The sequence below is a fragment of the Paenibacillus sp. V4I9 genome, assembly GCF_030817295.1.
Classification (GTDB): domain Bacteria; phylum Bacillota; class Bacilli; order Paenibacillales; family NBRC-103111; genus Paenibacillus_E.
Genome location: NZ_JAUSZE010000001.1, coordinates 6,396,664 through 6,410,158, shown reverse-complemented (window position 1 = coordinate 6,410,158; position 13,495 = coordinate 6,396,664). Strand labels below are relative to the sequence as shown.

At 31.8% G+C, this 13,495-nt stretch carries 8 protein-coding genes; all 8 read left to right on the top strand.

Going from position 1 to position 13,495, the window contains the following annotated elements:
* Positions 1–11 precede the first annotated feature (11 nt).
* The 8 genes from QFZ81_RS29585 (at position 12) to QFZ81_RS29550 (ending at position 13,486) form a co-directional block, all read left to right on the top strand.
* The gene (locus QFZ81_RS29585; protein WP_307605643.1) at positions 12–821 is read left to right on the top strand and encodes an ABC transporter permease; all 810 of its coding nucleotides are present in this window, start codon (positions 12–14) and stop codon (positions 819–821) included.
* A gap of 23 nt (positions 822–844) precedes the next feature.
* Positions 845–2,155 carry an ABC transporter ATP-binding protein gene (locus QFZ81_RS29580; protein ID WP_307605642.1) on the top strand — a complete coding sequence of 437 codons (1,311 nt, stop codon included), beginning with the start codon at positions 845–847 and terminating at the stop codon, positions 2,153–2,155.
* A gap of 9 nt (positions 2,156–2,164) precedes the next feature.
* The gene (locus tag QFZ81_RS29575; protein WP_307605641.1) at positions 2,165–3,199 is read left to right on the top strand and encodes a class I SAM-dependent methyltransferase; all 1,035 of its coding nucleotides are present in this window, start codon (positions 2,165–2,167) and stop codon (positions 3,197–3,199) included.
* The gene (locus tag QFZ81_RS29570) at positions 3,186–7,154 is read left to right on the top strand and encodes a glycosyltransferase family 2 protein (protein WP_307605640.1); all 3,969 of its coding nucleotides are present in this window, start codon (positions 3,186–3,188) and stop codon (positions 7,152–7,154) included. The genes QFZ81_RS29575 and QFZ81_RS29570 overlap by 14 nt, the downstream gene beginning before the upstream one ends.
* A gap of 187 nt (positions 7,155–7,341) precedes the next feature.
* Entirely contained in the window at positions 7,342–7,818 is a 477-nt protein-coding gene (locus QFZ81_RS29565) for a DMT family transporter (protein WP_307605639.1), read from the top strand.
* Positions 7,819–7,927: 109 nt separating this feature from the next.
* Positions 7,928–11,308 (top strand): hypothetical protein, encoded by a 3,381-nt coding sequence (locus QFZ81_RS29560; protein WP_307605638.1) that lies wholly within the window; start codon positions 7,928–7,930, stop codon positions 11,306–11,308.
* 67 nt (positions 11,309–11,375) lie between these two features.
* Positions 11,376–12,500: an FAD-dependent oxidoreductase gene (locus tag QFZ81_RS29555; protein WP_307605637.1), complete on the top strand. Its 1,125-nt coding sequence runs from the start codon at positions 11,376–11,378 to the stop codon at positions 12,498–12,500.
* Positions 12,497–13,486 carry a glycosyltransferase gene (locus QFZ81_RS29550; RefSeq protein WP_307605636.1) on the top strand — a complete coding sequence of 330 codons (990 nt, stop codon included), beginning with the start codon at positions 12,497–12,499 and terminating at the stop codon, positions 13,484–13,486. The genes QFZ81_RS29555 and QFZ81_RS29550 overlap by 4 nt, the downstream gene beginning before the upstream one ends.
* Positions 13,487–13,495 lie beyond the last annotated feature (9 nt).

Sequence of the window (13,495 nt, the reverse complement as noted above, 5' to 3'; positions counted from 1 at the left end):
TGATAGTAATAATGTTTGTAAATCCTTTAAATATTTTTAAAAACCTGTGGAATCATAGGGAGCTAATCAAAAGTTTCGCTAAAAGAGAAGTACTATCTAAGTATAAGGGATCTTTTCTCGGAATCATGTGGTCATTTATTAATCCGCTTTTGATGTTAATTGTTTATACATTCGTATTTAGCGAGATATTTAATGCAAAGTGGAATACAGCAAGTAATAGTAAGGTTGAATTTGCAATTATTATTTTTTGCGGATTGATAACGTTTAGCATATTTGGCGACGTAATCAGTCGCGCTCCTTATTTAGTACTAAGTAATGCCAATTATGTGAAGAAGGTCGTTTTCCCTTTAGAAATTCTTCCTGTAGTAGCTCTAGGATCTGCAGTAATTAATAGTCTTATTAGCATGGGCATATTAGTTTTATGTGTTGGTATTTTTATGCACGTGATAGAATGGACGTTAATTTTTATTCCTTTAGTACTATGTCCATTGATGCTTTTATCGTTGGGATTAGGTTGGTTTTTATCATCATTAGGAGTATATCTTAGAGATATTGCCCAAATTGTCACAGTAGCTGTACAAGCCCTGATGCTATTAAGTCCTATTATGTATCCAGCAACTTTAATTCCTAAGGATTTGCTCTTTTTATATTATCTTAATCCTATTGGTTATGTTGTAGAGGATATGCGAAGAATAATAATCTGGGGAGAATTACCGAATTGGAGCTCCTTGGGTATCGAAACGATAATAGGGTTAGTTATTTTCTACATGGGGTATGCATGGTTTCAAAAAACAAGATCGGGTTTTTCAGATGTAATTTAGCATTTGAAATTGGAGGTTCTTTTGTGGATTCAAATGTAACAATCAGTATTGATAATGTAAGTAAAACTTATAAAATTTATAATAACCCTCAGGACCGTCTAGTGCAGTCATTATTAAGGGGAAAGCGTCAGTACTATAAAGAGTTTAAAGCATTAAAACACATTTCGTTTGAAGTAAGAAAAGGCGAAACTGTTGGTATTATTGGTAGAAATGGTTCTGGCAAAAGTACATTACTCCAGATTATTGCAGGTACTCTACAAGCGACAGAAGGTACTGTTAAAGTTTATGGCCGAGTAGCAGCTTTACTTGAATTGGGTAGCGGTTTTAATCCAGACTTTACTGGAAGGGAAAACGTATTTTTGAATGGGGCTATTCTTGGTATTAGTAAAGAAGAAATGAGTAAACGTTTTGATGATATTGTGTCATTTGCTGACATTGGAGATTACATTGATCAACCTGTTAAAACATATTCAAGTGGCATGTATGTTAGACTTGCGTTTGCGGTAGCTATCAGCGTTGAGCCTGATATTCTTATCGTAGACGAGGCTCTTGCTGTGGGTGATGGTCGATTTCAATTAAAATGCTTTGAAAGAATAAAGACAATGAAAGAAGCTGGGACAACTATCTTGTTGGTAACTCATGATTTACAATCGATAAGACAATTTTGTGATGAATGTTTATTATTTGATAAGGGTGTTTTATTAGATCAAGGTAAACCTAATGATATTGTTAATAAATACACTAAAATATTATTTTCAAGTCCTGAATCAGAACTTTTAGAACATAACGAATTGATTGAAGATACTGCTGGTTTTCAAGGAGCTAATGCAATAGATAATGATCAACGGATAGCTGATGCCAAAGAGTATCGCTATGGCAACGGTCAAGGTAACATTAGTTATGTTGATATAACTGACTTAGAGGGCAACTCGCTAGAAATTCTGACAACTTGTGATGAAGTTAGGATTTGTATGGAGGTAACTTCAAGCAAAGAGGTTCTTAAACCGATATATGCAATAACAATTAAGTCCGTTAAAGGGCTTGAAGTATATGGCACAAATACATACTTTCAAAATATGCCCTTTGAGGTTCTTCAACCCAATCAGCCGATTCGCATCGAATTTAAACATAAAATGTCCTTAGCACCAGGGACTTATTTTATTTCATTTGGTTTTGTCGAACTAATTAATGATGAAATAGTTCCTTTGGATCGTAGATATGATGCCAAAGAAATTAAAATATTGCCACAAGGCAGTGATCGTAGCTTTGGTATAGCTAATCTGAATTCTCAAATTTCAGTTAACTACCTAGTAAAAGCCGAAATGAAGAAATAAGGTGAAATAATGAACTCAAGTGATTTTATTAAAGACTTAAACTTAGTTGAAGTTTTATCGGATAATTTTGTTGTAGAACGCACTTATACAGGGAAATATGCGGATTTAAGTGATGAAAAAGAAGCGGAAATGATCTCATTAATGAGTAATAAACATTGGAGAGAAGTTATCGCGGAAAGTTTTCAGGAAAAGTCGCCATGGCTTTACCGAATTATTGCTGATGCAGGCCGTCCTATGTTTTTGGATATGCTGGATATTCCTAAAAACGGACTTTATTTAGATGTTGGATCAGGATGGGGACAAGTATGTATTCCATTAGGACGTTTAGGTAACTCAGTAGCTCTTGATCTAACGTTTAACAGACTTAATATTTTAAGAAGCATTGCCAATCAAGAAAAAGTTTCTCTGCAGTATGCACAAGGGAATTTCCTATCTTTCCCGTTTATTGAAAAAAGTTTTGATACAATTATCTTTAATGGGTCTTTAGAATGGATTGGTGTAGGTAGAGAAAAAGGTACTTCGATTAGAAAAGTCCAAATTGATGCTTTGAAAAAAGCAAATGACCTTTTGAAACCTGATGGTATGATCTATATTGGTATAGAAAATAGCATGGGTCTGAAATACATTTTAGGTACTGAAGATGATCACACAGGTCTACAGTATCATACTTTTTTAGAAGAAAGAATCGCTGAGAACAACTTCCAAACTCAAGGTAAAGGTGAGCAACTTCCTTCTAAAACTTGGAGTCTAGAAGAGTACAAGGAAATGATATCTGAATCAGGCTTAGAATTAGAAAAGGTTTATGGTTGCTTTCCCGATTATAAATTGATTAGGCAGATGATTGATTTAAGGTTTATTAATGAAGAATTGATTAATGGGACACCTGTTACGGAACATGTCGGGATAAGTGGAGAAGACATTGACCGACCTCTAGAATTACACGCTATGTATAAAGTATTAGCGAAAAATAAGATTGCGCAATATTTCTGTCCTTCATATGCATTAATTATACGCAAGAGAGGTCATTCTAATGGAACTATTTAAAGCTTTGATTCACTCAAACATAAGTACGACAGAAGATCTAAATAATCTTATAATTAAATTACAGCTTAGTGATGGTATGAGGAGCGAAAATGCTTTTAGCGCTAGGTTTTTTGTTTTCTATCCAAATGGTGATAAGTTATGCTCTGTTAAAAAAATACCAGCGAATGGTTTATTTAATATAGAAAATATCTCGTATGCACAAGGATTGTACCGGGATTTCTCCGATTTATCAGCCCCGCATATTAATGGAATTTATCATGGTGAAGATGGTTATATATATATCGTTGAAGAGTTTCTTGAAAACAAAACAACTTTATTTTATGCTATGGAACAAGGTGATCTTTCGAACAATGAATCCATTGAAATTTTGAATTTATTATTCAATTGTATTAAGATGCAACCGCCCATTCCTTTTGATCAAAAAGTATTGGATGAAGATATAAAAATGTGTTTTAATGCATTAGAGTTATTAGAGTTACCGGAGCCTACACTAAAAGAACTTAAATTAAAGTTGGATAAATTAATAAATGATAATATAAAATCGTTAACCACTAATTTACTATGGACAAACAGAGATATGTTAACGCGTAATATTATACTCGCGGAAAATAAGCCTTATATAACAGACTTTGATTTAAGCCGGAAAACTCACTTCTTCTGGCTTGATATTTACAGATGTAGTCATTACTCAGATATTCCAGTACAAGAGCTTAACTTGAATATGAATGTGGACGAACATCTATTACAATTGTTATTTCACCTTAACGAAATTACATTACAATATAAGGTTCTAAATACAAAGGCTTTCATAGATTCATCTAAACCACATAAACAAAAGGTCTTAGAGATTATTAATAGGACTATGGGGATTTGGATTGAAGAACTAAAAACTAGTGAGCCTCTTATTCCAATTACAAATGGAGATCCTTACTTGCAATTGTTTTGGTCAATAAACAATGAATATACAGAAAGTAATTCTACGAAGTTAATGGTTCTTGAGGACGGCGAGGTTCATCAATACGTTTTCGATGTCCCTCATATCGGTCAGAGTATAAGGCTTGATCCAAGTAATAAACAATGTTTAATAGAAATTAACAAAATAACAATAAGCTTATTGGGAAATGAAATTTTTGAAATAACAAGAGAGACAAATTCTGAACAATTTAAAGTAAATAATGGGTTATTGCAACTAGAGAACCCTAGTTCATTTAAAGTAGTTTCGTTAAATAATGATCCTCAAATTATGATCAATCTCCCAGAAAAAACAAATGATATAAATAGTAAGATGAGTATTACAATTGAAATGAGCTGTACTCCAGACATATCAAGTATAATCATAGATGCATTTACAGTTAAATCTAATGAATTACTGAAGACAAATGACGAATTAACTCAACTCGAATCAGCATACAAAGCAGAAAAAGATAACCATATAAATGCGACTAAGCTATTGGAAGAATCAGCAGTATGGTTACAAAAACTTGAAACTAATCTTTCAGAAGGTAATAAAAATATAATCTCACTTCAAGATGAGTTAGAAAATTCAAAAAAAAATGAAATTGATTGTTTGATAGAGCTATCACAAGTGAAAAAAGAGATAGGTATAATTAAGAACACAGTTTCTTGGAAAATTACCAAACCTTTGAGAAAACTTGCACGATTAAAAAATATAGCAAGAAAATTAAGGGATGTATTAAGGGTGCTAGTGCAAAAGAAGTTTGTTCTTGGATTGGTACCGATGAATGATTTAACTGAAGGAATCGGTGGTCATCAATGGGCAAGTATTGGAACCGACCCGCATTTTCAATTGCATGGAGAGTTTCCAAAAGGTTGGGTTAGAATTAAATGGGCTTCTTATAGCAATGTTAATCTTCCTTTGAAGTTGTATTGGGATGAAGGAAATGGGCTTTCAGAAACAAATAGCCACATATTTGGGTATATACAAAAAGGAGATAAGGTAGTCCAAAATACTTTTGTCTTTATAAGTCCATTAGCATTAAATCTGCGACTCGATACAGGAGAGATTGAAACAGATTTTCTACTCGAGCCTATTGAAATGTATAATGCAACTAGAATCCACGTGATTATAAGATCTGCATTATTTTATATTAAACAACGTGGCATGACATTTGTAACTATAAAATCTTTACTAGGAAAATCATGGGATGTATACAAAGCACAGGGTTTTAGGGGAGTTTGGGCCAAAATAAAATATAGCGTTATCGGTGGTAACAGTACTACTAATTCTATAGATTACCAAACATGGATTATTGCTCAATCTATAACAGATAACATTAAAGAAGATATTCTTAAAGATATGACTAATTTCACTTATAAACCTTTAATTTCAGTAATAGTTCCTGTATATAATGTTGATGAAATATGGTTGGTTAAGTGTATCGAATCGGTTAGAAATCAGCTATATACAAACTGGGAGTTGTGTGTGGCTGATGATGCATCACCAAAGCCTCATATTCGTGAGGTGCTTCAGAAGTATGAGAAGCTGGATGAAAGAATTATGGTTGTTTATCGAGAGAAAAATGGTCATATATCTGAAGCTTCTAATTCCGCTTTAGAAATTGCGAATGGTGAGTTTATTGCCCTTCTAGATCATGATGATGAATTGACTATTGATGCTTTATATGAAAATGTAAAATTTCTTAATAAACATTTAGATGCCGATATGATATATAGTGATGAGGATAAAATCAGCATGGAAGGTGAGCGACATTCACCGTTTTTCAAACCAGATTGGTCTCCTGATACATTGCTATCACAAATGTATACATGTCATCTCGGTGTATACCGCACATCTCTAATAAAAAAACTAGGCGGGTTCCGTAAAGGTTTTGAAGGTAGCCAAGATTACGATTTAGTCTTGCGAGTAACTGAAAAAACTAATCGTATTTATCATATACCTAAAATATTATATCATTGGCGCTCAATACCACAATCAACGGCTTCAGGCGGTGCTGCCAAAAGCTATACAAATGATGCTGGATTTAGAGCATTAGAGGAAGCAATTAGTAGAAGAAACATTAATGGATGGGTAGAACCTGATCCAGAGGTGTCTAATTTATACGTAGTACATCATAAACTAATTAGCAACCCATTAATTTCTATTATTATACCTACAAGAAATATGACAGCTATACTTGATACTTGTATTGCTTCTATTTTCGATAAAACAACTTATGATAATTTCGAAATTATTGTTGTAGATAATGGTAGTGATGATCCAACGACAATAAAATTATTTCAAACATGGCTTCAAAAAGAACCTATTAGATTCAAGGTAGAACGAATAGACATTCCATTTAATTACTCGCGACTTAATAATATCGCAGTAGAGAAGGCCAATGGAGAGCTAATTTTACTTCTTAACAATGACATAGAAGTTATAACCCCTACATGGTTAGATGAAATGGCAGCCCAAGCAATGCGTAGTGAGATTGGAGCGGTAGGTGCTTTTTTACTTTATCCCGATAACACAATTCAACACGCAGGAATTATTCTGGGTATCGGAGGTATTGCCGGTCACAGTCATAAGTATTTTGATTCCAAGGATTATGGCTATTTCTCGAGGTTAAGAATGGTAACAAACTATTCAGCTGTGACCGCGGCATGTTTGATGATAAGAAAGGAAGTTTATGTCTCAGTTAAGGGGCTTGATGAAAGTCTTGAAGTAGCTTTTAATGATGTTGATTTTTGCTTGCGTGTTGGTAAAACAGGCTTGAGAAATGTGTGGCTTCCACAAGTAAAATTATACCATCACGAATCCAAAAGTCGTGGACAAGAAAATACACCTGCAAAAATTGCGCGATTTAATAGAGAGATTGAATTTATGCAAGTTAGGTGGGGGGATAAGTTGTTGAAGGATTCCTTTTACAATTCCAATTTAACCCTAGATCACGAAGATTTCTCTTTATCATTTAGTTTTAAAAAAGGTATGTAATAGAAATGTTGGGGAATATAAGAATAAAAAATGATCTTTCTCTGCTCTGTAATTTCGCGATACTGGTTATAAATAAATCTAGGCTCGATTAACATTGAGTACAGGTCTATTATTACTTCTCTGCTTTATCACTTTATATTAATTGTTTACTAGAATAGGAGAGACTGGTGTTGAACAAGGGAACTGGGTGGAATGCGAGAATGGTATCGCACCAGTTCTTTTCTTTATTTATCACTATGCTGATATGATCTCATTTGGCGATAAATTTAATAAAATAAGTAGTTTCAATGTGATAATAGGAGATACTATGATAATTATCTATTTATTGATAGCCACATGCTTTAATTTAGTCGCGCAGTTACTTTTGAAAAAGGCTGTTTTAGGTGTAGAAATCAAATTTACAAATTTTAATTCTATAGTTAATATTTTATCGAATTTTTATATATGGTTAGGTGCAATAAGTTATGGACTAAGTTTCTTGCTTTATATCATTGTATTGTCACGAGGAGAGCTTGGCAAAGTTGCTCTTATATCACAAGCGCTAACAATAATTGGAGTTTTATTTGTTTCATTTTTTTTCTTTCAGGAACCATTAACTGTATATAAAACTATTGGTATTCTGTTGCTCTTTCTAGGAGTTTGGTTCATCTTCAATAATAAATAAAAAGAAACATAAAAAATTGTTCAATTGATTTATAATAAATTAAACACCAGTAACATATTTCAGTGAAATTCACCTATTTTATGGAATATAGGATTATAAGGAGAAAGTAATGTTAAAAATGTCGAAGTTTAGTAATCTAATATCTATTGGGTTTTATTTTTCTTTATTGATAGGTGCATTATTAAAATTATACACTCCAAACGTACTTGGGAATTTTAATAGAAGAATTATTTCAGCTTCAACTTTGGCGGCAGTTGATGTGAATTCTCGGATTTCTTTTTATTATAAATATTTAATTCTTGGAATGATTGTCGTTGTTTTATTTGCTATTTTATATAGAAATGTTCAGCCTCATCTATCAAATTTAATAAAAAAGGATAAATCATATGTTTTTTATATTGGTTTTTATAATATAATTTCATTTTTTGGAATGATAACACTAATTTCAAATTTTGTGGGTTCGAATAGTATTAATGTGATATATGTAATAATGAGTCTGCATTTTTGTTTGATTTTAACTTTTTTTTGGAAGTGGTTAGCTAACAGAGAGTCATGGGTGATAGTTAACTATTTATTTTCCAACAATAAATTTGTTATTTGGTCTTTTCTTTTTGCCTTTAGTTTAATGTTGGATATACATTATGTTTTAAAGAATGTTAAGACGTTCAAAGCTGACCTAATAGTTTATATTATGAGTTATCTTATTACTGTAGTAGTTAGTTATGTATTGTATTCAATAATTCGTAAAAGAGAATTTAATAAAAATTATATATTGAAGATAATCATTGTTAGTGCTTTTCCTATATTTATTATTCCTTCAATTTTGCCAATATCAAATGAACTATATCTAATATTAAATCAAAGGGGAATATTAAATGTTACTCCTCTAATAATTCAAAAGATTTCATTTATCATAGCTTTTTGTGCTAGTATTGTAATATTTGGAATGGGTTACAGGGGAAAGTTTATTAAATGGGGAAGTTTTAACTTGAAAGGGTTATTTAGTAATATATATTATCCTTTTTTCTTAATTATGTTAGTTATTATGTTATATCACCCTGCAGTAAAAATGGGTCCTCCTTCAGAATTATTTGAATCAGGAAACCCTGGAATCGCAATAGATCAACTATTTCGCTATGGTAAAATTCCAATAATTGAAACTTTCAATGCACATGCTTTTTCAGAATTGTTTGGACCACTTGTTTTCTCGATTATTAATGGATACCAAGGATGGGCAAGTAACTTATACTCAGAAATAATTGATAAAATATTATATTACACAATTGCATTTTATTTCTTGAAAAACGTAATTTCTAAAGAATTTGCACTATTAACCTTACTTTTATTTCCTTTCCAAGTTCTTACGAATCTGCTACTTCCAAATTATTTTATTTTTGCATTAATATCTATTTTTGCAATTTTCATATTAATTAAAAGTAAAAGTAGTTTCTATAGTTATTTGACTTTTTGGTTCATATTAAGCTTGACTTTTATATGGCGTTTTGATTTAGGTGCCGCAGCAATAATGTCAACGTTATTTGTATTAATTCCATATGTTGTCATATATAGAGATAATTTGAGAATTAAAAAATTAGTTTTAAGTGGTATATTTGTTTTTGTGTTTTGGCTCTTGTTATTCTTATTTTTAGCGACTCTGAAACAAGTTCCAGTTATTTTTAGATTAAGGGAACTACTATCTGTAATCTCATCAAATCAGGTTTGGGGATATCCAACATTAGGTGATAGTAGAAAGTTAAAATACTATTTATTCTACTTTTTAGTACCAATTTCAAACTTGATGATACTTCTCTTTGTCATTTATAAGGTCAAATTTATAAATAAAATTAAAGCAGAGGTGTTTATATCTATAGTTTTTTTAATTTTGTTTTCATTATTTAATTTCCCTCGTGGATTAGTTCGCCATTCACTTGTCGAAAACAAAATAGATGTGATCTTGGGCTTTTTCGTATTTTATGTATCTTTTATTCCATTTCTAATTTTTAATAAAAGAAAATTAGAGAATTATATATTTTTTTCAGCGACTGCCATTGGTATGTCCATAATTATACTGTTTAGTTCGCAAGGAATGAAAATAGTAGATAATTCTTTATTTTCACAAACGATGAAAGAACTTCCATCTTTGTTAACTAATGTTAAAGTGGAAAACAGTAAAATTATACGTTATGAAGAATCTCCAGAATATACCACTCAAACTTATTCATCTCTTAAAAAACTATTTGACGAAACTATGTCATCAAATGATACATTTCTAGATTTCGGTAATTTACCTTATTTATATGTATATACTAATCGTAAAACTCCAATGTATATAAACCAAACACCTGCATTTTTATCTGATGAAATATCTCAGACATCATTTTTAAAAGAAATAAATTCATTGTCGATTCCATATGTTATCTTTGCTGATAAATTGGGTTGGAATAGCTTAGATGGTATCCCTAATAATATTCGGTCATATCGTGTTGCTGAGTTTATTTACAAGAATTATGAACCGTTTATTAAAATGAATGGAATGGGGGTATGGGTACTCCAAAACAGAAAGAATGAATTAGAAGCCAAATTAAATAAATTAAATAATCCTTCAAATATCATCACATTGTTTGACTCGAAAAAGGATGGGCACAACAAATATAAGGTGTATAATCTTAATGCTGTAATAGTAAACAATACTTTAAAGTTAGTATCAGGGTCATTAGATCCTCAAATATATGGAATTCTGGCAGCACCCGACCAACAGAAAATTGTACTTGGAAAAGGGGATTCTTATTTGGAAATGACTTATTCCTCTGAAAAGGCCGGTGATGCTCAAGTTTTTTATAGTGTTGACAATAAACCATTTAGTGAACAGATGAGTTCTACTATTCATATTGATGAAACAAAAGAGCAGAAAACAGTTAAAATTCCAATCCTAACAACTAATGGTATATTAAGTGATGTCCGAATTGATCCGCCAACTGATGGGGTGTTGTACATTAATAGTCTTTACTTAAAAACACGTGATTTAGACAAAGTTATTGATCAGGAGTACAGGATACCATTGGAAGATAATGTGGATATCTCATGGCTTCCTTACTATTGGGGATCTAACGACCCTCTTGATGCAAAAACTCAAACTGAAGTACAAGGTACTTTAATAAACAATGAGAAGAAAATAGTGAAAGGTGTTTCTAATAAATTCAGAGTTATAAATTCTATTCAAAAAGACAATGGTAATTATTTGCATTTAAATTTAAAGTCAGATGAAATTGGTGACCCATATAAAATGGAAATAAAGTATAGCGGATTAACAAATATGGGGGAATCTAGTACATCTATTTCGTTCTTCATTAAAGCTGATGGTCAATATCATGATTACCTGATTAGAATGAGTAGCCAATACAATTGGTATAGAACAAATGTTGATATGTTGAACCTAACTTCAGAAGCAGCAACAACATTACAATTTATGAGTATCAGAGAAGGAGATTGAGTTTTCTTAGTGCAATTTTTCATTTTTCCATTTTAACTACCTGTGATTTCATTCAGAGAGGAACAACATGAGAATTCAAGAATATGACTACGTAATATTTGGTGCAGGTATTTATGGAATGTACGCTGCAAAAATACTTGGATCCAATGGTCTAAGTGTGGCACTGATCGAGATAGATGATAAGCCTCTGCAACGAGCAAGCTTCATCAATCAAGCAAGAGTTCACAATGGTTATCACTATCCTAGAAGTGTCTCAACCGCAGAGAAATCAGCTAATTATTATAGACGCTTTAACGATGAATTCGAATATGCGGTTCACAAACAATTTAAAAAAGTTTATGCCATTTCTTTGTATGATTCACTAACAAATGCTGAGCAGTTTAAAAGATTTTGTGATTTTGTAAGTATTCCTGCTGAAGAAATTAATGCTTCGAAATATTTTAATAACGGAATGGTCGAAGCAGCTTTCGAGACTGACGAATTTACTTATGATGCTCAGAAAATAAGAAATTCATTAAGCGAAGAATTAAGTGAATTTAGCCATGTGAAATTTATATTTAGTGGCCAAATTGCGAAAGTAGAAGTGCTTGAGGATACTTTTCGAATAGGATTAACTAACGGAATGATCATAAAAACTCCTAACGTTTTGAATGCTACTTATGCGAGTATAAACCAATTGCTTAGGTTTTTCGGATATGATCTTTTTAAAACGAAGTATGAGTTGTGTGAAGTAATCCTAACGAAAGTATCCACAAATTTTTCTAATACTGGAATCACAGTGATGGATGGACCTTTTTTCTCTTTGATGCCTTTTGGTTTTTCTGGTAATCATTCTTTGACTTCAGTTAGCGATACACCTCATGAAACAAGCAATGATTCTTTTCCAAAGTTTTCTTGCCAGGCATTCAGATCCGATTGTAGTGAGACTTTTCTGCGAAATTGTAATTCATGTGATTTCCATCCAAACTCGGCATGGATTAGAATGAGCCAATTAGCAAAAAAATTTTTGAAGCCAGAAATATCAGTTCAATACGAGTCTTCATTATTTGCTGTTAAAACAATTTTAAATACAGCAGAAATTGACGATTCACGTCCTACTGTAATAAAAGTGTCTTCTAATAAACCGACTTTTATATCTGTTTTTTCAGGTAAATTTAATACAATCTATGACTTAGAGGAGGTGTTACTGTGAAAGAACAAGTCTTCATTTCAGCAATTGTTTATGTACGTGATGAAGAAAATAGCGTTGTAGATGGGCTAGAGCAGTTAAATGCCTCGCTCGCAACAACTTTTAAAAATTATGAAATCATTCTTATTAACGATGCAAGCGGAGATGCAACTTTAACAAATGCAAGGAAAGTAATAGAATCAATATTAGGAAACCTAACGATTATAAACTTATCTAGACCTCATGGGATAGAGAAAGCTATGAATGCTGGGTTAGTTAAATCAATAGGTGATTTTATCTTCGAAATTGAAAATATAAACTTTGATTATTCATTGGAAATTATTCATTCTTTATTTAAAACAGCTATTTCTGGAAACGATATTGTCGCTGCTTCTCCGAATACAGGCCTTTCATGGCCTTCAAAGTTATTTTATAAGCTTATTAATAATTTCTCTTATCTAAAGCTTGATTTGAAAACAGAATCAATAAGAATTGTCTCACGTCGAGCATTAAATGCTATGTTAAATTTAAAAGAAAAAGTAAGATATCGAAAAGCACTTTACGCATATACAGGATTCAAGAAGTACCTCATTGCGTATGATCCAATATACAAGGTGAAATCTGATAAATCGAAATTAAATAGAGAAAATATAAGTACAGCGTTTGATGTTATTGTATCATTCTCAAATATAGGTCTTAAAATTTCGCATTATTTGTCTATCGCTTTCTTGCTTTTTAGCTTGTTTATGGCTGGATATGCATTATATAATTATTTCTTTAACAAAAATATTGTTCAAGGCTGGACAACCTTAATGATCTTAATTAGTTTTGGATTTACCGGATTGTTCTTTATTGTAGGTATGCTTGGCGAATATATCTCGCGAATTTTAATCGAGATTCAGAATCGTCCCTTTTATACAACGAGTTCGATTGAGATGTACAAACCTGTTAAATATGTGAACCATGAAATACAGCAGGTTTATAAAGAAGCAGGAGTTGCAAAAGAATAGGGGGATCCC

Bases quoted from the DNA above. Each gene is read 5' to 3' on its own strand.
- QFZ81_RS29560 (WP_307605638.1), top strand. From the start codon at position 7,928: ATGTTAAAAATGTCGAAGTTTAGTAATCTAATATCTATTGGGTTTTAT.
- QFZ81_RS29570 (WP_307605640.1), top strand. From the start codon at position 3,186: ATGGAACTATTTAAAGCTTTGATTCACTCAAACATAAGTACGACAGAA.
- QFZ81_RS29585 (WP_307605643.1), top strand. From the start codon at position 12: ATGTTTGTAAATCCTTTAAATATTTTTAAAAACCTGTGGAATCATAGG.
- QFZ81_RS29575 (WP_307605641.1), top strand. From the start codon at position 2,165: ATGAACTCAAGTGATTTTATTAAAGACTTAAACTTAGTTGAAGTTTTA.
- QFZ81_RS29555 (WP_307605637.1), top strand. From the start codon at position 11,376: ATGAGAATTCAAGAATATGACTACGTAATATTTGGTGCAGGTATTTAT.